Here is a 19,222-nt window from a genome sequence, read left to right on the forward strand (position 1 = left end):
ACTCCGTTATAGCTCGTGGGCTGGCTTGCCCATCAGCACGACCGGGTCCAGCGTCACATCCAGTGTGCCATTGCTGACCCACAGCTGGCCTTCAGAGATGGTGCAGGTCAGGTGCATGGTACGCTCAACCATGGCGGTCAACGGCAAGGTCTGGCTATCTGACAGCTCGATGATGCTGAGGTTGTCGTGCTGGCTCAGTTTGCCCTGATTCTGCTTCCACCAGACGGCGGTACCACGGCCGCCGTAGAGATAGAGCACCACGTGACGGGCCCGGTTGCAGGCCTTTTTGAGGCGCTTCTCGTCGGGCTGCCCCAGCTCGATCCAAAGTTCAATTTCGTCGGTGTAATTCTTGTGCCAGAGCTCAGGCTCATCATCAGCACTCAGCCCTTTGGTAAACTCCAGCCGTTCGGCGGCATGCCAGGCAAAGGCAGCGAGGCGGATCATCATCCGCTCATCGGTTTCAGAAGGGTGGCGGGCCAGCGTGAGAGAAAAATCCTGATACACATTGCGGTCCATATCAGACAAGCTGATTTGGGCCTTGAATACGGTAGCCTTGAGCGCCATAGATAACCTTGAACACCTGAGTAAAAACGTGTGAATGGAAAATACGGCCGCCAGTGTAATCAAAATAGCGGTCAGGTTCGACCATCTCAGCCAAAGTTTCCCCTACGTCAGCGCAGATAAGTGCTTTAAAAGACTCAAAAAACAAATGCCAGTCCGAAGACTGGCATTTGGCGGTCATGAGAAACGACTCACTTCTCGGCGGACTGTACCCCGAACGCATTGAGCAGCACACAGCAGGTTACTGCCACCGCCACAAATCCGCTCAGAAAGATAAAGGGCATCACCCCATATCCCAGTACTGTCCAGATGGTGTGTTCAAGAAAACTCATTTTCTGTCCTTCATCCGGTGAAAGGTGTGTTCCTTTTGGCGGATAGTGGCTCCGCTCTTGATGCCACTATTTGAACTCAATAAGCGGTTGGGTCCTATGCCACCAAAGTGATAAATGCAGGGTTCATTTGCGCTGGATCAACGTTTCGCCCTCTCTTTGCACCATTCAATCCATTACCCGCCCTTGCCAAAGATGATCCGCCGTGTCCCCTTTCAGGCTAGCCGCCAGCTTCACCGTCTGGCAAAACATGCGCACCCGGGGATAGTTCGATACGCATAAAAAATCCGAAACCCATTACTGGGTTTCGGATTTTTACACATCACAAGGCTCGGCCACTGGCGCCTTACCTGCTCGGCATTAGCCGATATGGCGCCCCTTTCAGTGTTCAGGCGACTGTGATGATCAGTTGCAGCAGCGTCCTTTCACCAGATTTCCTATGGCTACCACGGTAAACACCAACAGGTAGGCAGCAAAGCTAATCACTAGCCACTGGGGCATGGAGAGCGTCAAGAATTGCCAGGTCACTTCAGCGCAATCCCCTTGTGGCATAAACAACCAGGGGATCCACTGATCAAGCGGTGCCCAACTCGGAAAGTCGGCATAAGGACTGCACACATTAAAGGGTGAGGGATTAACCTGATAATCCACATGCTGTAGCGCCAGCTGCAGGCCACGGAATGCGCTATAGCCCCACAGCAGCAGGGCACTCCAGCGAACATACCACTTCTCTGGCGCCACCATGCCGAGTAGACCGGCCGCCAGCACACCCAGTGTTGCCAGCCGCTCGTACACGCACATCACGCAAGGATGCAAGCCTAATACATGCTGGAAAAAGAGGGCGCACAACTCAAGGAACAGGGCTGAGGCAGCCAGCAGCCCCCAGGCCAGTCGATTGGCTGCTAAACGGCGGAGAAACTCGATCATCTGATTGATCTCACAGAAAAAATAGTGGCTGAATTAGAGCAGAGCATGACCGAAAAGAAAAGAGCCCCAACGCGGCGTCAGCTTGCTGACCCCCCCTGCTTTTCAAAGAGAGGGTTATTTTTGAGCTCGTGGCCATGGCTCTGGTCACCGTCTGGAAAGTCGGCATAGTTGCCATCTTCGCCACTCAACAGGCAGCAGATACCGCGCTATTGCCGTCCCTTGTAAAGCGGTCTGACCGGCTCAGTCAGCCGGTTCTGGGGGGGCTCTGAACATGGTGCAGCCCATTCGTTGACCATACAGGTATTAGATCAACCCCCTGGATCGGCGGCCAGGGGGCTGTCATCAGTAAAAAGGGCCCTGAGGGCCCTTGAGCTGTGTTGCCCGGGATTAATGGAGCACTGACTGCACCGCTGGCAGGGCACTTTCCATCACCAGCCATCCGTGCTGATAGAACCACTCGGTGGTTGGGGCGAGCAGCAATTCAACGGCGAAGAACCCGACCAGCCCCAGTACCAAGGTGTAGGGCAGCGCCATCCAGACCATGCGACCATAGGAGAGGCGCAGCAGCGGTGCCAGTGCCGAGGTGAGCATGAACAGGAACGCCGCTTGGCCATTGGGGGTGGCGACGGACGGCAAGTTGGTACCTGTATTGATGGCGACCGCCAGCAGATCGAACTGGGCACGGTCGATGGCGCCATTGAGCAGCGCTGTTTTCACTTCGTTGATATAGACGGTGCCGACGAAGACGTTGTCACTGACCATGGAGAGCAGACCGTTCGCCACATAGAAGAGCGCCAATTGTTGATCCTGCTCGGCCGACAGTACCCAGTGGATCACCGGTTTGAATAACTGCTGATCGATAATGACTGCCACTATGCTAAAAAACACCGCCAACAGTGCCGTAAAGGGGAGCGCCTCTTCAAAGGCCTTACCCAAGGCATGCTCTTCGGTAATACCGGTGAGCGAGGTCGCCAGCACTATTACGGATAAGCCAATCAGGCCCACGGCAGCAAGATGGAGCGCCAGACCGACGATCAGCCAGACCGCGATCAAGGCTTGTACCATCAACTTGGCTTTGTCTTGCGGTGTGCGTTTGGCATTCTCATGGCGGTTGTACTCCTCCATGATCTTGCGTACCGAGTCAGGCAATTTGGCGCCATAGCCGAACCACTGCATCTTCTCAAGAAGTACGCAGGTCAGCAGGCCACAGATAAAGACAGGCACAGAAACAGGCGCCATACGAATGGCAAACTCACCAAAGTGCCAGCCAGCCTGTTCGCCGATGATCAGGTTCTGCGGCTCACCGACCAGGGTGCAGACGCCACCCAGTGCGGTACCAATGGCAGCATGCATCATCAGACTGCGCAGAAACGCACGAAATTGCTCGAGGGTCTGATACTGATCCTCTGCCACCTCCTGGTCATGGCTATGGTCATGTTCATGACCAAAACCCTTGCCGGATGACACCCTGTGGTAAATGGCGTAGAAGCCGGTCGCGACGCTGATCACCACGGCAATGACCGTCAGGGCATCAAGGAAGGCTGACAGAAAGGCAGATACCAGACAAAAAGAGAGGGAGAGCAGGATTTTTGAGCGAACCCCGACCAGCAGCTTGGTAAAGACATAAAGCAGCAACTGCTTCATGAAGTAGATACCAGCCACCATGAAGACCAGCAGCAGTAGCACTTCAATGTTGGCCACCAGTTCATGTTTGACTTGCTCTGCCGAGGTCATGCCAATCAGCACGGCTTCAATAGCCAGCAGGCCACCGGGTTGCAAAGGGTAACATTTCAGGGCCATGGCCAGAGTGAAGATAAATTCAACAACCAGTAGCCAGCCGGCCATGAAAGGATCGAGGTGAAAAGCGATCGGATTGATTAGCAGAAATAGCAAAATGGCGTTTTTATACCACTGTGGTGCATTGCCCAAGAAGTTCTTGGCGAATGCCTGCCCTAGGCTTATTGGCATGATGATGGGTCTCAACTCTGTTGTTAGGATCTGCTTCTATGCAGTGAAGGATAGTGTCGCCTGTTTCGCTCGATATTGGCTTTTATCTATCTGATTCCTCGTGATTTTAATCAAAAAATGGGTTGTTTATAAATAATAGTGGATGAATATTTCTTCATATGGTTGTTTTGCGACCACTGCAGGGCGGGGTCATCTGGCTTCTGTTATGGGATAAACAGCACTGCCATCACACTATATTTGGCATATGTGAGCAGAGGACTGACCTTATACTTGCCACACTTCCTTGCTTTGATATGATTCAGCCGCCTTTTTGCGTACTACAACAGAGTTAATCCATGGTCATAAAAGCGCAGAGCCCAGCAGGGTTTGCCGAGGAATACATCATCGAGTCCATCTGGAACAATCGCTTTCCTCCCGGATCAATTCTGCCCGCCGAGCGTGAATTATCCGAGTTGATCGGGGTGACTCGTACTACGTTGCGTGAAGTGTTGCAGCGGTTGGCCCGTGATGGCTGGTTGACCATCCAGCATGGCAAACCAACCAAGGTAAACAATTTTTGGGAAACCTCAGGTCTCAATATTCTGGAGACCCTTGCCCGTCTGGATCAAGACAAGGTACCTGAGCTGGTCGCACAGTTGCTCTCTGCCCGTACCCATATCTGCACGATCTTCATTCGGGGGGCGATCCGTCATAACCCGGAGCAAGCAGCCGAGATCCTGCGTGGTGCAGGCTCGGTTGATAAAAACGCGCAAGCCTATGCCGAGTTCGATTATCGTCTGCATCACCAGCTGGCATTTGCTTCCGGTAACCCGATCTACGCCTTGATCCTCAATGGTTTCAAGGGATTGTATAGCCGGGTCGGCAGTTACTACTTCTCTGACAAGCAGACCAGAGAAACCGCAGATGCCTATTATAAGGCGCTACTGAATCTGGCAGAGACCAAAGATCACGATGCCGTGTTCATGACGGTGCGTCAGTACGGTATCGAATCTGGCAAGCTGTGGACCCGCTTGCGGCAGGATATGCCCAGTGATTTGTGTGACAACTGATCCTGTGCCCCCCCAATAGAGTAGGAGGCGGGATCACTCCCGCCGTCCTCTCACACACTTCCCCTTGCCAGGTATGTAGAGGACTAGCGCCTCCAAGTCACCGGTTGCTCACCACAACCGCAGTACAGAGTGACAAAAGCCAATAAAAACAATGCCAGTCAGGCTTAACTGACTGGCATTGTTTTTATTGGCTAACTCTTGCTATTGATAGCGGTGGTTTGGCAGGAACCGCGCCTCGAAACACGGCTCACTTGGGCCAATGCACCCCGAGCTGTTCGCCGTAGCCTGTCTGACGCTGGAATCCATCGATCCGTCCCTTGACCTTGTTCAGCTCGCCACTGCCCGCCGCCCACGCGGCATAGCGCAGCGCCTGACAATCCCCATGGCCGGGTAGCGCCGCTATGGCACCGCCCACCTGATTGGCCCCTTGCAGCACCATCTCCTTGAAGCGGGATTCGTAGTCAAACATGCTGGAGAGCAGCCGTCCCCAACGCTGACGGGCAGGATCGTTACTGTTCGCACTCTGACGCCAGCGGGGCAGCAACACAGTGGCGTTGGTGGTTACCGTCACCCGGTTGAGCTGGCAGCGTCCCGGCAACTGTTCAGTCTCCAGCTGCCAATCCACCTGATAACTCGCCTTACCGAGCACAGGCTTGCCATTCACCTTGGGGGCACTCTGGGCGATCGCACGGGCAAGCTGATCCGGGCTGGTTGCATTGACCTCATAAAAACGGACATTGATGCGGGACTCTGGCACCACTTGCGGCCGGCTCGGCTGAGCCTGACTCATCAGGGGCAGTAGCAACAATCCTGTCCCTACTACCACTCCATAGAACTTGCTGACCATGCCAGACTACCTTCCTTGATTGCACGGGCGGAGTACCAACCTTGGTGAAACCCACCGCCACACAGATGACGGCTATAGCCTATGTGTGACGACGAGGCGGCGCAATACCATGATGCACCCAGAAATCAGAGCACGCTCACAGGTTGCGTGAGCAGAGTATGGCACAAGGCCAATACTGTATTTTTATTGAGCATGGCGGCTGATGCGCTGCCAGTCGAGGTGGTAGTTTTTCACATTGATGTCATGACCATCTATCTGAATAAAATGATCATTTTTAAGACGGTTGGCAAAAAAGTCCTGATCTGCCCCCTCATTGAGCCACAGCTCGCAAAGACCCCGTTTTCCCTCTTTGGCATAGAATCGCGGGGTAGCCAGCAGCGCGACCCCATCCACCCGGATGGCGTGACGGGCCAGACAGTTCGCTTCGGTGGTTTTGGATGCCAGCGCGGCAAAACGGGGTTTGTTCCCCTCGGCGACCACCAGCACCCCGTAAGAGTGGGGCGCCATCAGACGCCGCATGGCGACCGCCTGATGGGGACCAGTTTGATGAAAACCGTCATTGGTCACCGCAAACACGCAAGTAGGTGAAAATAGCAGCATGAGTAGGAAAAGACAGCGTTTAACGCCTATAAAATCACCAATTGCCATATAAAAGCCTCAAAAGACAACCAAGGCTGGCAAGGGTAGGTAGCCAAACCCGCTGGGTAAAGTGCCTTTACCTTTCTTTAATGCTGTTCACGGGGTTAAACGTTGATTTAGCTCACACAACATCCGGTTGCCAGTCGCCAGTCTACCCCTATCGGAATAGACTCCCTCCACTCTCATCCAATCAGAAGGCAACGTATGCTGGAACTCATCGTTGGCACCCTGGTCACCCTGGTGGTGGGCCGTGCCATTTTCAAAGGATACTCCGCGACCGGGGTGCTGCTGAGCGGCGGCTTGCTGCTGCTGGTCATCACCGCCATGATGGGCAAGCCGGTACTGCCGAGCAAGGTGGTCAGCACCGGTTACATCGCGACCGATATCTTCGAATACATCCGCTTCCTGCTCAATGACCGTGGCGGTGGACTGGGGATGCTGATCATGGTGCTGTGCGGCTTCGCCGGCTACATGAGCCATATCGGCGCCAACACCATTCTGGTAAAACTGGCCAGCAAACCGCTGGGCATCATCAAGTCCCCCTACATACTGCTGGTGGCCGCTTATCTGGTTGCCTGCGCCATGTCGCTGGCGGTGAGCTCCGCCACTGGCCTCGGCGTCCTGTTGATGGCCACCCTGTTCCCGCTGATGGTCAACATGGGGATCTCCCGTGGCGCCGCGGCCGCCGTGTGCGCCTCGCCAGCCGCCATCATCCTGGCACCGACCTCCGGTGACGTGGTGATGGCTGCCCAGGCCGCCAACATGCCGCTGCTGGACTTCGCCTTCAAGCTGACCCTGCCCATCTCGCTGATTGCCATCGCCTGCATGGCGGTGACTCACTTCTTCTGGCAGCGCTATCTGGACCAGAAGTCTGGCGAGCAGAATGAGCCGGTCGCGCCGGGTGATCTGGTCACCACCGCCCCCGCCTTCTACGCCATCCTGCCGTTCACCCCCATCATCGGGGTGCTGGTGTTTGACGGCAAATGGGGCCCACAGCTGGATATCGTCACCATCATCGTCATGTGCATGGTGCTGGCCAGCCTGCTGGAACTCGTGCGTATCCGCAATGGCAAGGAGCTGCTGGACGGGCTGCAGGTCTGCTGGCGTCACATGGCGGATGCCTTCGCCGGTGTGGTCATGCTGCTGGTCGGTGCCGGTGTCTTTGCCCAGGGTCTGATGACCATCGGCTTTATCGACACCCTGCTGACCCACGCGCAGGATCTCGGCTCGGGCGGCACGATCATGATGCTGTCTCTGGTGGTGATCACCACCCTGGCCGCCTTCACCACTGGCTCGGGCAATGCCCCCTTCTACGCCTTCGTGGAGCTGATCCCTAATCTGGCCAGCAGCCTTGGCATCAACCCGGCCTATCTGGTGATCCCGATGCTGCAAGCCTCCAACCTGGGTCGTACCATTTCGCCGGTCTCCGGGGTGGTGGTCGCCTGTGCGGGGATGGGCAAGCTATCGCCGTTCGAAGTGGTCAAACGCACCAGTATGCCGGTCGCGGTCGGCCTGCTGGTGGTGATCATCGCCACCCAGATCATGGTTCCCGCCTGATCGTCTACCAGCCCGGCATCCTGCCGGGCTGGTATCCTCCCCCCCCTTTGCAGTAGACTCGGTACTCATTTTTCCCCTAAGGAGGACCGAGATGAGTATTACGGTTCAACTTGCCCATTTCAGTGATTGTCACTCCCATTTCGATGGCGCGCCGATGAGCTTCTCCCCTGTCGGTGAAACCCAGTGGCGCACCCAGTGCGGCGGTTATGCCCGGATCCTGACCCGCCTGACCCAACTGCGCGCCCAAGCGGCGGCGGCCGGCCAGAGCTTTCTGTTTCTGCACGGTGGTGACTCCTTTCAGGGCTCGCTCTATTTCAACCGCTTCAAAGGGCGTGCCAACGCCGACCTGCTCGCCATGTTGGCACCCGATGCCATGGTGCTCGGCAACCACGAGTTCGATCTGGGCAACGGCCCGCTGGTGGAGTTTTTGCGTCAGCTCGATTTTCCGGTGCTGGCTGCCAATCTGGACAACAGCCAGGAACCAGCCGACACGCCGCTGGGGCTGTGGGATATCCCCCACCTCTACGACACCCATCAGCCCTGGCATCGCCGGGTGATCGACGGGGTTCCCTTTGCGCTGCTCGGCATCACCCTCGCCCAGATGGCCGCCATCGCCAACCCGGATCCCCACACCCGTTTCCACGCAGTAGCCGACACCCTCACCCGGGTGCTGCGGGAGATAAAGAGCGAAGGGATCCAGCATATCGTGCTGCTGAGCCACCTCGGACTGGATCAGGACAAGCTGCTGGCCGAGCGTTTCCCCGAGCTCAGCCTCATCATCGGCGGCCATACCCACAGCCTGCTGGGGGATCTCACCCCCCTCGGTCTGCCAAGCGAAGGCACTTATCCCCTGATGAACAACGGGATAGCGATTCTGCACGCCGGGCACAGTGCCCTCTGCCTTGGCGTATGCGAGCTCACCTTCGATGAGGCGGGCCGCGTCGTACAAAGTCAGGGCCAGCTGGAGTGGCTCCCCTGGCAGCCCTGGCCGTTCGCTGCCACACCGCCAGCCGGGCTCAGCTTCTGCGAGCCGGATGCCGGGCTGGAGCAACATCTGGCCAAACGCTACCGGCCGGAGATCGAGACCATGAGCCAGCGCATCGTCACCCGACTGGCGGCGCCACTGCCCCATCAGCGGCTGCCGGATGCCACCCTGCCCCACGGTAGCCAACTCGCCCCGCTGGTGGCACACGCCATGTTGGCGGCCGCCCGTGAACAGGTGGGTGAGGTGGACTTTGCCCTGCACAACGCCGGTGGCGTGCGCTGCTCGCTGGAGCCGGGCCCCTTGAGCGAAGCGGATATTGCCGGTCGCCTGTTGCCGTTTGCCATTCCCCTCACCCTCTATCGGGTGCACGGTCATGAGCTGGCGGAAGCAATGGAAAATGCCATCGACAACGCCACCAACAACGGCGTGGTCGGCAACGGCAACGGCAGCTTCCCCTACACAGCGGGGGTGCGATTTACCTATCAGGCCGATCGGCCCAAGGGTCAGCGCATCACCCGGCTGGAGTGGGAGTCAGCCCCCGGTCAGTGGCAGTCTGTCGATGCACAACAAATCTATCGCGGGGTATCGAGCGCCTATACCGCCTCCGGCAAGGAGGGCTACACAGCGCTAACCCGAACCCTGACCCAGCACAATCAGGAGCTCGGCATCACCCTGGCCGACGCCTTTATCCGCTGGGCTCGCCATCTGCCCACCCTGGAAGCGCAGCCGCCCCTGATTGAGTACATTGGCTGATGTAGGAGGGGGATGGCGGTTGCCACATGCCCCTGACGGCCAATATTGCCGCAGCAAGCGCCCGGTTCCCTGCAAGAACCGGGCTTTTTCGACAATATTTGCCCCACACGGGCCCGCCCCATTGCATCGCACTCACTAGCTCGGCAAGATAGGCCCGCTTTCAAGACCAGCTGCAGGAACAGGCGACTTCATGAATCACTCCATCCGTTTCACCCCTCCTCGCGTCAATCCGGGCATCAAGCCAGCCATCGTGCTGCTGACCGCCCTGCTGGCGCTGCTCTTCTGTCTGCGCAACCCGCTCTTCCATGCCATGGCGCCGGGCTTTGATGCCTCGCTGTTCGCGGTGATGGGCAAGATGTGGAGCGAAGGGGGGGTGCTCTATCGCGACATGATCGATATCAAGGGGCCGATGATCTTCGCCCTCGATGCGCTGGGCTATAGCCTGGGGGGATTTGTCGGGATCTGGGCGCTGGAGTGGGCGCTCTGCTGGCTCGGACTGCTGGCCAGCTGGCAAGCCTTTGCCCAGCTCGGTCTCTCGTTCAAGGCGCGCCTTGGCGCCATGCTGGCGGTGCTGGCTCTCTACGGCACCCGTTACTACTACGGCAACATGACCGAGGACTGGACCTTCCACCTCGCCCTCATCGCCCAGTGGGCCTTTATCACCCTGCTGCTGGACAAGGGATTTCGCTGGTGGCCCGCGCTGGTGGCGGCCCTCACCTTCGCCATCGTCGCCTGGATGCGCGCCAACAACGGCGCCTTCTGGGGCGCCTGGTATCTGGTACTGTTCTGCCACTGGTGTCTGCACGAGAAGTGGCGTGACGCCATCTTGCTGCTTATCTCCAGCCTGCTGGGGCTGGCGCTGATTGGCGGCCCGCTTTACGCCTACTTCCAGCAGCATGATCTGCTGGCGGCCTTCAAATACTACGCCTTCGACATCTTCTTCGAGGGGAGCTACGGCAACGGCTTCTCCCCCATGGTCGGCGCCGTCGGTCTGCTGCGCACCGGCCTGGTCATGCTGCTGCCCGCCTTCATCATTCTGATGCTGAGCCGCCGTCAGGAGTGGTATCTGCCCGCCCTGCTGGCGACCCTGTTTGGGGTGCTGTTTACCCTGATCGCCAACTCGGTCTCCGGCCATGTGTTCGATCACTACGACGTGCTCTATCTGCAACTGGCGGTGCTACCGCTGGCGGTATTGCTGGATCGCAGCGAACAGCAGGCAGACGCCATCGGCCTGCTCTGCATCTCGCTGGTGGTGTTCACCGCCAGCTGGCTGCTGGCTCAACAGCTCGCCTTTGGCTGGAGCACCAAGGAGTGGTCCCTCGAGCGGGTCAACGAGGTGCTTGGCACCAGTCTGCTGTGGGCGCTGCCGGTGCTGATCCTCATCCCCCTCTGGCGCGCCTGGGATGTGCGCAGTGCCACCCCCTGGCTGGCGACGCTGGCCATGCTGCTGCTGATGATCAACAACGCCTGGGAAGGGACACTCAAGGGTCGCCCCTTCAATCCGGCGGCGCAGGTACGGGTCGATCGGATCAAGGCCGAAACCACTCCGAACGACAAGATCTGGGTCGACGGCATCCAGCCACAATATTATCTCTGGACCGATCGCCAACCGGCATCCGCCTATCTCTTCTTTGCCAACGTCAATCCGCCCTATGATGTGCGCGAGCGGGTGCTGGCCGATATCCAGCGCCAGAGCCCCAAGTTCATCATCGCCAAGCCGGATCGGGTAAGCGAGGAGCTGAAAAAACCCAGCTCTCCTTCTCATCTCGCCTTCTATCAATACCTGACCAGCCACTACCAAGAGGTAGAGCCGGGTCTCTATCGCCGACGCTGAGCAGCTCGGGGATAAAGCTGGGGAACGGGCATCCTGATCAGGCAGCGAGATCAGCCACAGGATGCCAATACCCGGGATGCTCATCGCCAATGCCCTGTCATGCTGCACTTGGTACATGGCGCATCTCGGACCATTTGGAACATAGTGCACTTGGGAAATGGCGCACCCAGTGCATGGCCACGCACCTTAACCCCCGCCCCTGTTTCAGGTTAAGATAACGACCATTGTTTCCCCCACGGCGACCCGCCGCGGCAGACCACAGGTACGCCATTGAACCGATTTACCCCATCCAGTGCGGCGAACGGCCGCGAGCAGCAGGTCTTTACCGTCACCCGCCTCAATAGCGCCGTGCGCATGATCCTGGAGCAGGATCTGGGGCTGGTGTGGCTGACCGGCGAGCTCTCCAATCTGGCGATGCCAAGCTCCGGCCACTGGTACTTTTCGCTCAAAGATCTGGGGGCGCAGGTGCGCTGCGCCATGTTCAAGGGCAACAACCGGCGGGTGGCGTTTCGCCCGCAGGATGGCATGCAGGTGCTGGTGCAGGCGCGAGTCTCCCTCTATGAGCCGCGCGGCGACTACCAGCTGATCATCGAATCGATGCAGCCAGCGGGCGATGGTGTGCTGGCGCTGCGCTTTGAAGAGCTCAAGCGCCGTCTCGGCGCCGAGGGGCTGTTTGACGAGAGTCGCAAGCGGCCGCTGCCCCGCGAACCGCGTGCGGTGGGTCTCATCACCTCCGCCACTGGCGCGGCCCTGCACGATATGCTGACGGTGCTTAAACGCCGCGCGCCGGATCTGCCGGTCTTTATCTACCCTACTCAGGTGCAGGGCAGCGCCGCCATCAGCCAGATCGTAGCGGCGATTGCCAAAGCGAACCAGCGCGCCGAGGTGGATGTGTTGATCGTCGGCCGCGGTGGCGGCTCCCTCGAAGATCTCTGGTGCTTTAACGAGGAGGCTGTGGCCCGCGCCATTGCCCACTCAGCCATCCCCGTTATCAGCGCGGTGGGCCACGAGGTGGATGTCACCATCAGCGACTTTGCCGCCGACTTGCGCGCCCCTACCCCATCGGCGGCTGCAGAACTGGTGGCGCCGGATCAGAGCGCCCGCATCCAGCGCCTCGCCCACCTCCGGCAGCGACTGCTGCAGGCGATGAGTCGCCAGCAGACCGCCGCCCGCCACGATTTCATTCTGTTGCAAAAGCGGCTCGACCATCAGGATCCGCAGCGGCGGCTGGAGCAGCAGTCCCAGCGCCTCGACGAACTCTCCACCCGTTTGCAACAACTGCTGCGCCAGCGGTTGCATCAGGGAGAGCGGCGACTGGCCAGCCTTGAGCTGCGCCTGCAGGGCAAGAGCCCGGAGCGCTTGCTGGCCGCTGGCAAGCGTCGCCACCAGCTGGCCGAGGAGCGGCTCTATGCGCTCATTGCCAAACGCCAGGATCTGGCCAGCCACCGCCTCGCCATGCTCACCGCCCGCCTTGATGGGGTGAGCCCGCTCGCCACTCTGGGGCGTGGTTACTCCATCACCCGCACCGCGCGCGGTGAGGTCATTAGCCGCGCCGATCAGGTCAACAGTGGCGATCAGCTCATCACCACCCTGGCACAAGGGTGCCTGCAGGTGCGGGTCGAGGAAATTATCAAAGACTCAGCGCAGTAGCTCGGCTGCGCCAGACCACCAGCCAACCTGCTATTTAGCCCGGCAATCGGCCAGTTAACCGACCAAAAAAAGGCCACCACCGCAAACACGGTGGTGGCCTTTTTCATCGTGGGTGCTTTCGCCCGCTCAACCCTTGGTGCGGCGGGCGACCAGGGTGAACTTGTAGTCATCGCTCTTGAAGAAGTTGCGACTGAACTCGAACACGGTGCCATCTTGCAAAAAGCCACGGGAGACCTTCTCGATAATGGGCTTGGCGGGATCGATACCGAGCGCCTCCACCACCTGCGCCGAGGGGAGCACCGGAATGATCTCCTGCTCGCTGCGGTCAATCACCAGCTTTTTCACCTCTTCGATATAGTGGTACTTGGAGCCCTGCATCACCGCATAGCTGAGATCGGGGAAGAGGGCGAGCGGCATCCAGGTCTCCTCCAGCGTTACCGCGATCTGGCGAATAAAGCGCACCCGCTTGACGTAGTAGACCAGCGCCCCTTCCACCAGATTGAGCAGCTCGGCCAGCTCGCTGCTTGCCTTGATCACCTCGAAGGCGAGAATGTCGCTGTGGGTCTCGGCCGCCGGATCGGTCACCTTCTCATAGAGGCTGGTGAGCTGATAGATGTCGTAGTTCACCTTCTCCTGCCGCACGTAGCTGCCGCTGCCCTGAATGCTCTCGATGACGTTGAGTTCGGTCAGCTGCTTGAGGGCCTGACGCACCGTCACTCGGCTCACCCCGAACTGCTCGCGCAGCTCGGCTTCGGTGGGCAGAGCATCGCCGGGGGCCAGCTCCCCTTGCGCAATCCACTGTTGGATGGTGTCGGCTATCTGGCGATACATGGGTTTTTTCGACACGAAAGGCCACCTCGTCGGCTCTGCGCCATGATAAATGGAAGAGGCGCCATTCTACCCCAGTTGCCCGGCAGACAAAATGGCTCGGCCTCATTTGACCTAACAAATCACCTTGACCAAACAATACAAAAACAATACAAATAATGAATTGTATGATACCACTCACAAAAATCAGTCGGTCGGTTTGTTAGCATCGCTGTCACTTTCACCATGACGGCTTGCTGGCAAGCCAACCTGACAGAGGATCATCATGAATCTGACCAGTCTTACCGGGCCCCATCTCATCACGTTGCAAACCCGGTTTGCCGATCGGGATGCGGCCATTCATGCCCTGGCTGATCGGCTAGATCAGGCCGGCAAGCTGCACGACAAGGCCGCCTTTCTGGCTGCGGTCATGGCCCGCGAGGCACAGGGCCCCACCGCCCTTGGCGAAGGGCTGGCGGTGCCCCACGGCAAGTGCGATGCGGTGCGCGAAGCGGCCTTTGCCGTCGCCACCTTGAGCGAGGAGCTAGGCTGGGAGGGGATCGACGGCCCCGAGCCGGTCAACCTGATCTTCATGCTGGCGATCCCGACCGATCAGGCAGGCTCCACCCATATGCAGCTGCTCACCACCCTCACCACCGCCCTGGTGGATGACGATACCCGCGAGGCGGTGCTGGCGGCCAAAAGTGCTGAGCAGCTGATGGCGCTGCTCGATGGCGAAGGGGATAGCGGCAAGCAACCGGAAAAAGAAGACAAATCAGATACAAATCAACCCACTGTGGTCTGTGTCACCGCCTGTCCGGCGGGGATCGCCCACACCTATATGGCTGCCGAGTATCTGGAAAAGGCGGGACGCAAGCTGGGCATTCGGGTAGTGGTCGAGAAGCAGGGTGCCAACGGCATCGAGGATCGCCTGCCGCAAGAAGCGCTAGATGCTGCGGTGGCCTGCATCTTCGCCGCCGAAGTGGCCATCAAGGAGCAGGAGCGTTTCGCCGGCATCCCCCGGATCGAGACGCCGGTGGCCGAGCCCATCCGCCATGCCGAGCGGATCCTGAATGACGCGCTGGAAGCGGGCAAAGCCGGTCGCACCGCCCCGACGCCCAACACCAGCCAGAGCGATGCCCCAAGCGGCAAGAAGGTGAGCCTCAAGGCCGAGCTCAAGCAGGCGCTGCTGAGCGGCATCTCCTTTGCCGTGCCACTGATCGTAGCGGGCGGTACCGTGCTCGCCGTCTCTGTGCTGCTGGCCCAGATCTTCGGCCTGCAACATCTGTTTGATACCGAGAACTCCTGGCTCTGGATGTACCGAAAACTTGGCGGTGGCATGCTGGGCACCCTGATGGTGCCGGTGCTGGCGGCCTATACCGCCTATTCGCTGGCAGACAAACCGGCGCTGGGCCCGGGCTTTGCGGCAGGTCTTGCTGCCAACATGATTGGCGCCGGTTTTCTCGGCGGGGTGGTCGGCGGCCTTATCGCCGGTTACCTGATGCGCTGGGTCAAGCAGCATGTGCGCCTCGGCCCCAACTTCAACGGTTTTCTCACCTTTTACCCCTATCCGGTGATCGGCACCCTGGTGGCGGGCAGCCTGATGCTGTTTGTCATCGGCCAACCGGTGGCCTGGCTCAACAACAGCCTCACCGAGTGGCTCAACGGCCTCTCCGGCACCAATGCGCTGGTACTGGGTGCCCTGCTCGGCTTTATGTGCTCGTTTGACTTGGGTGGCCCGGTCAACAAGGCGGCCTACGCCTTCTGCCTCGGCGCTATGGCCAACGGGGTCTACGGCCCCTACGCCATCTTCGGCGCGGTCAAGATGGTCTCGGCCTTTACCGTCACCGCCTCCACCCTGCTGGCGCCGCGACTGTTCCAGACCTTCGAGATTGAGACCGGCAAGTCGACCTGGCTGCTGGGGCTGGCGGGGATCACCGAGGGTGCCATTCCAATGGCCATCGAAGACCCAATCCGGGTGATCGGCTCCTTCCTCGCAGGCTCGGTCGTCACCGGTGCCATGGTCGGTGCAATGGGGATTGGTCTCTCCACCCCAGGGGCCGGCATCTTCTCCCTGTTCCTGCTCCACGATGGCGGCCAAGGCGCCCTGATGGCTGCCGCCGTCTGGCTCGGTGCAGCGCTGGTGGGCACCCTTATCTCCACTCTGGTGCTGATCGGCTGGCGCCGTCACGCCATGCAGCGCGGCACCTATCAGGTGGTCGCCGCAGAGTAAGGCTCATCTGCACAACCGGTTTTTCAACAGACTATTTTTCCGCACGGCAGGCAAGGGCCGCCGTGCGTCAGCAAAGGATCATTGTCATGACAGTTTCACGAGTTCACATCACGCCGCACATGCACTGGGATCGGGAGTGGTACTTCACCACCGAGGAGTCCCGCATCCTGCTGATCAACAACATGGCGGAGATCCTGGCGCGTCTTGAATCCGACCCCGACTACAAGTTCTACGTGCTGGACGGCCAGACCGCGGTGCTGGAGGATTACTTCGCCATCCAGCCCGAGAACAAGGCCCGGGTGAAGGCGCTGGTGGAAGCGGGCAAGCTCATTATCGGCCCCTGGTACACCCAGACCGACACCATGCAGGTGAGCGGCGAGTCCATCCTGCGCAACCTGCTCTACGGGATGCGCGACTGCCTTAGCCTTGGCGAGCCGATGAAGATCGGTTACCTGCCCGATTCGTTCGGCATGTCTTCCCAACTGCCCCACATCTTCAACGGCTTCGGGATCGATCGGGCCATGTTCTGGCGCGGCTGCTCAGAGCGTCACGGCACCGACAAGACCGAGTTCCTCTGGCAGAGCAACGATGGCAGCGAGGTGACCGCCCAGGCGCTGCCGCTCGGCTACGCCATCGGCAAGTACCTGCCGGAAGATGAAGCGGGCCTGCGCAAGCGGCTCGAATCCTACTTCGAGGTGCTGGAGAAGGCGTCGGTGACAAAGGATATCCTGCTGCCCAACGGCCACGACCAGATGCCGCTGCAGCAGAACATCTTCGCCATCATCGACAAACTGCGGGAGATCTACCCCCAGCGTGAATTCCACATGAGCCGCTTCGAGCAGGTCTTCGAGCGCATCGAGGCGTGCCGCGACCAGCTGGCCACCCTCAAGGGGGAGTTCAACGACGGCAAATACATGCGGGTGCACCGCACCATCTCCTCCACCCGGATGGACATCAAGCTGGCCCACGCCGCCATCGAGAACAAGATCGTCAACATCCTAGAACCGCTGGCGAGCATCGCCTGGGCGCTCGGCTTTGAGTACCACCACGGGCTGCTTGAGAAGATGTGGAAAGAGATCATGAAGAACCACGCCCATGACAGCATCGGCTGCTGCTGCAGCGACAAGGTGCATCAGGAGGTGATGACCCGCTTCATTCTGGCCGACGACATGGCCGAGAACCTGATCCGCTTCTACATGCGCAAGATTGTCGACAACATGCCGGTGGCACTGTGCGAAGACGGCGTGCAGGTGGCCGACAAGCTCTGTCTGTTCAACCTGATGCCCTTCCCCCGTCAGGAGGTGATCAACACCAGCATCCGCATTCGCGCCCAATCTTTTGCCCTGCACGATGAAGCGGGCCAGCCGGTCCCCTATTTCATCCGTGCCAAGCGCGAGATTGACCCGGGTCTGGTGGACAGACAGATCGTGCACTACGGCAACTACGACCCCTTTATGGAGTACGACATCCAGCTCTGCCATCCGCTGCCTGCCATGGGCTATTGCACTCTGCATATCGAGGGCAATCAGCCGGGACTGGAGCAATCGGTGACTGCCAACGGCGAGCTGCTGGAGAACGATTTTTACCGCATCACCCTAAACGCCAACGGCACTTTGCAGATCCTGGACAAGCTGCGCGGCACCACCTTCGATCAGGTGCTCACGCTCGAAGAGGGCTCCGATGATGGCGACGAGTATGACTACTCGCCATCGCGCGAAGAGTGGCTGCGCTACTCCACCGAGTTTGCGGTCACCCGCGAGGTCAGCCATCAGGCGTGGCAGAGCATCGCCACTCTCAAACTGCGCATGGCCTTGCCTGCCAACCTCGCCGAGCGGGCCAACCGCCAGTGCAGCGGCCACCTCGATGTCACCTGTCGCATCACGCTGGCGCACCAGAGTCCGCGTATCGACATCGAGCTGGAGCTCGACAATCAGGCCGATGATCACAGGGTGCGGGTGCTGATCCCCACCCCCTTTCCGAGCGAAACTGTGGTTTCCGATAACCAGTTTGGCTGCATCACCCGCCCCACTCGCGACAGCGCCATGGCCGACTGGGAAGCGGAAGGGTGGAAAGAGGCCCCCATTCCGGTCTGGCAGCTGATGAACTTCGTCGCCCTGCAAGATGGCAAGCAGGGGCTGGCGGTGCTGAGCGATGGGCTGCGCGAGTTTGAAGTGATTGGCGAGCAGTGCGACACCCTGGCGCTCACCCTGCTGCGCGGGGTCGGCGTACTCGGTAAAGAGGAGCTGCTGCTGCGCCCGGGTCGCCCCTCCGGCATCAAGCTGCCCACCCCGGACTCCCAGGTGCGCGGCAAGCTCAGCTGCCGTTTCAGCCTGCTGGCGTTTGCCGGTGATCACATCAGCGCCAACGTGATGCAGGCGGCGCGCAGCTACCTCACCCCGGTGCGCTGCTACAACAAGATCCCGTTCGATGCCATGAAGCTCAACAAGGCGAGCTTCACCACCCCGCTGCACTTCAGTCTGCTCGCCATGGATCCGTCCGGTCCGGTGCTGAGCGCCCTGAAAAAGGCCGAGGATGAAGAGGCGCTGGTGATCCGGGTCTACAACCCGAGCGAACAGGCGGTACTGGAGGGTGGCAAAGTGACCAGCCAGCACACCTTGAGCGACTGGCAAGCGGTGCGGATGGACGAGCAGCCCCTGCCCCTTGAGCTGGCCGCTGGCGAGTTTGGCGAGCTGGCGCCGTGCCACTCCCGCAGCGTGCGCTTTCGGGTGGCTCGCGGCTAACGGCTGACACGTCCGCCGGTAACACGCTCAGGTAACAACAGGCGGGGAAGGGTCATCCCCTCCCCTGCCTGTTTATCCCGTAGGCAAGTTCATCGTGCTTGCGATAGACACATAAAAAAATCCCCGCCGGTTGGCTAATGCCGATCAGTTAAGGATCCATTGACCGATCCTTCTGATGTGTGAAAATCCGAAACCTGTTGATTGGTTTCGGATTTTTTATGCGTATCGAGCAAGCCCTCGACTTCCTGCACGCCAGCAAAGCCGCTCAGTTTGAGTCACTCTCCGACCTCATTCCCACCGAGCTCATCACCACTCTGCTCGGCGAAGAGGGCGTCGCTACCC

General features: G+C 59.5%; 15 protein-coding genes. 7 read left to right on the plus strand and 8 right to left on the minus strand.

All coding sequences use genetic code 11. The features are described 5' to 3' along the window. Positions 1 to 6: 6 nt before the first annotated feature. From CF137_RS20370 to nhaB, 5 genes are all read right to left on the minus strand, one after another. A complete protein-coding gene (locus tag CF137_RS20370) occupies positions 7 to 564 on the minus strand; it encodes a YaeQ family protein (RefSeq protein ID WP_101319463.1) in 558 nt (185 codons plus the stop codon). After that, on the minus strand, positions 518 to 742 hold the full coding sequence (locus tag CF137_RS22020) for a hypothetical protein (RefSeq protein ID WP_139727520.1): 225 nt from the start codon (positions 740 to 742) through the stop codon (positions 518 to 520). Before CF137_RS22020 ends, CF137_RS20370 begins: the two co-directional genes overlap by 47 nt. Positions 743 to 752: 10 nt before the next feature. Further along, positions 753 to 893, minus strand: a complete 141-nt coding sequence (locus tag CF137_RS20375) for a TIGR02808 family protein (protein ID WP_068978465.1) — start codon at positions 891 to 893, stop codon at positions 753 to 755. 402 nt (positions 894 to 1,295) lie between these two features. Next, complete coding sequence (dsbB, locus tag CF137_RS20380) at positions 1,296 to 1,817, minus strand: disulfide bond formation protein DsbB (protein WP_101324988.1); 522 nt, start codon at positions 1,815 to 1,817, stop codon at positions 1,296 to 1,298. A 387-nt stretch (positions 1,818 to 2,204) separates the two neighbouring features. After that, positions 2,205 to 3,785: a Na(+)/H(+) antiporter NhaB gene (gene nhaB, locus CF137_RS20385; RefSeq protein WP_139721292.1), complete on the minus strand. Its 1,581-nt coding sequence runs from the start codon at positions 3,783 to 3,785 to the stop codon at positions 2,205 to 2,207. 335 nt (positions 3,786 to 4,120) lie between these two features. On the opposite strand from nhaB, the gene fadR reads away from it, so the two are divergent. Next, positions 4,121 to 4,834, plus strand: a complete 714-nt coding sequence (gene fadR / locus CF137_RS20390) for a fatty acid metabolism transcriptional regulator FadR (RefSeq protein WP_042022486.1) — start codon at positions 4,121 to 4,123, stop codon at positions 4,832 to 4,834. 247 nt (positions 4,835 to 5,081) lie between these two features. Here the strand turns inward: fadR and CF137_RS20395 are convergent, their stop codons facing one another. Together CF137_RS20395 and CF137_RS20400 are read right to left on the minus strand one after the other, a co-directional pair. Next, positions 5,082 to 5,681: a DUF922 domain-containing protein gene (locus CF137_RS20395; protein ID WP_139721294.1), complete on the minus strand. Its 600-nt coding sequence runs from the start codon at positions 5,679 to 5,681 to the stop codon at positions 5,082 to 5,084. A 183-nt stretch (positions 5,682 to 5,864) separates the two neighbouring features. Beyond that, complete coding sequence (locus CF137_RS20400; protein WP_232790196.1) at positions 5,865 to 6,200, minus strand: hypothetical protein; 336 nt, start codon at positions 6,198 to 6,200, stop codon at positions 5,865 to 5,867. A 324-nt stretch (positions 6,201 to 6,524) separates the two neighbouring features. Between CF137_RS20400 and dcuC the strand changes: the two genes are divergently transcribed. The 4 genes from dcuC to xseA all read left to right on the plus strand — a co-directional run bounded on the left by dcuC (position 6,525) and on the right by xseA (position 13,099). Next, a complete protein-coding gene (gene dcuC / locus CF137_RS20405; protein ID WP_139721297.1) occupies positions 6,525 to 7,877 on the plus strand; it encodes an anaerobic C4-dicarboxylate transporter DcuC in 1,353 nt (450 codons plus the stop codon). A 91-nt stretch (positions 7,878 to 7,968) separates the two neighbouring features. After that, positions 7,969 to 9,615: a bifunctional metallophosphatase/5'-nucleotidase gene (locus CF137_RS20410; RefSeq protein ID WP_139721299.1), complete on the plus strand. Its 1,647-nt coding sequence runs from the start codon at positions 7,969 to 7,971 to the stop codon at positions 9,613 to 9,615. Between the two features lie 190 nt (positions 9,616 to 9,805). Then, positions 9,806 to 11,449, plus strand: a complete 1,644-nt coding sequence (locus CF137_RS20415) for a hypothetical protein (protein WP_139721301.1) — start codon at positions 9,806 to 9,808, stop codon at positions 11,447 to 11,449. A gap of 270 nt (positions 11,450 to 11,719) precedes the next feature. Continuing rightward, positions 11,720 to 13,099 carry an exodeoxyribonuclease VII large subunit gene (gene xseA, locus CF137_RS20420; RefSeq protein WP_139721304.1) on the plus strand — a complete coding sequence of 460 codons (1,380 nt, stop codon included), beginning with the start codon at positions 11,720 to 11,722 and terminating at the stop codon, positions 13,097 to 13,099. A 126-nt stretch (positions 13,100 to 13,225) separates the two neighbouring features. On the opposite strand, the gene CF137_RS20425 is transcribed toward xseA, so the two are convergent. Next, on the minus strand, positions 13,226 to 13,945 hold the full coding sequence (locus CF137_RS20425) for a GntR family transcriptional regulator (RefSeq protein ID WP_139721306.1): 720 nt from the start codon (positions 13,943 to 13,945) through the stop codon (positions 13,226 to 13,228). Between the two features lie 247 nt (positions 13,946 to 14,192). Here CF137_RS20425 and mngA point away from each other — a divergent pair, with 247 nt between their 5' ends. Both mngA and mngB read left to right on the plus strand, forming a co-directional pair. After that, positions 14,193 to 16,139, plus strand: coding sequence for a PTS 2-O-a-mannosyl-D-glycerate transporter subunit IIABC (gene mngA, locus CF137_RS20430; protein WP_139721309.1), 1,947 nt, complete (start codon positions 14,193 to 14,195; stop codon positions 16,137 to 16,139). An 86-nt stretch (positions 16,140 to 16,225) separates the two neighbouring features. Continuing rightward, on the plus strand, positions 16,226 to 18,880 hold the full coding sequence (gene mngB / locus CF137_RS20435) for a mannosylglycerate hydrolase (protein ID WP_139721310.1): 2,655 nt from the start codon (positions 16,226 to 16,228) through the stop codon (positions 18,878 to 18,880). Positions 18,881 to 19,222 lie beyond the last annotated feature (342 nt).

Origin of the sequence: Aeromonas sobria, from assembly GCF_006243315.1 — a bacterium.
Classification (GTDB): domain Bacteria; phylum Pseudomonadota; class Gammaproteobacteria; order Enterobacterales; family Aeromonadaceae; genus Aeromonas; species Aeromonas sobria_A.

Bases quoted from the DNA above. Each gene is read 5' to 3' on its own strand.
- CF137_RS22020 (WP_139727520.1), bottom strand. From the start codon at position 742: ATGACCGCCAAATGCCAGTCTTCGGACTGGCATTTGTTTTTTGAGTCT.
- CF137_RS20410 (WP_139721299.1), top strand. From the start codon at position 7,969: ATGAGTATTACGGTTCAACTTGCCCATTTCAGTGATTGTCACTCCCAT.
- CF137_RS20375 (WP_068978465.1), bottom strand. From the start codon at position 893: ATGAGTTTTCTTGAACACACCATCTGGACAGTACTGGGATATGGGGTG.
- fadR (WP_042022486.1), top strand. From the start codon at position 4,121: ATGGTCATAAAAGCGCAGAGCCCAGCAGGGTTTGCCGAGGAATACATC.
- nhaB (WP_139721292.1), bottom strand. From the start codon at position 3,785: ATGCCAATAAGCCTAGGGCAGGCATTCGCCAAGAACTTCTTGGGCAAT.
- mngA (WP_139721309.1), top strand. From the start codon at position 14,193: ATGAATCTGACCAGTCTTACCGGGCCCCATCTCATCACGTTGCAAACC.
- dcuC (WP_139721297.1), top strand. From the start codon at position 6,525: ATGCTGGAACTCATCGTTGGCACCCTGGTCACCCTGGTGGTGGGCCGT.
- mngB (WP_139721310.1), top strand. From the start codon at position 16,226: ATGACAGTTTCACGAGTTCACATCACGCCGCACATGCACTGGGATCGG.
- CF137_RS20395 (WP_139721294.1), bottom strand. From the start codon at position 5,681: ATGGTCAGCAAGTTCTATGGAGTGGTAGTAGGGACAGGATTGTTGCTA.
- CF137_RS20400 (WP_232790196.1), bottom strand. From the start codon at position 6,200: ATGCGGCGTCTGATGGCGCCCCACTCTTACGGGGTGCTGGTGGTCGCC.
- CF137_RS20415 (WP_139721301.1), top strand. From the start codon at position 9,806: ATGAATCACTCCATCCGTTTCACCCCTCCTCGCGTCAATCCGGGCATC.
- dsbB (WP_101324988.1), bottom strand. From the start codon at position 1,817: ATGATCGAGTTTCTCCGCCGTTTAGCAGCCAATCGACTGGCCTGGGGG.
- CF137_RS20370 (WP_101319463.1), bottom strand. From the start codon at position 564: ATGGCGCTCAAGGCTACCGTATTCAAGGCCCAAATCAGCTTGTCTGAT.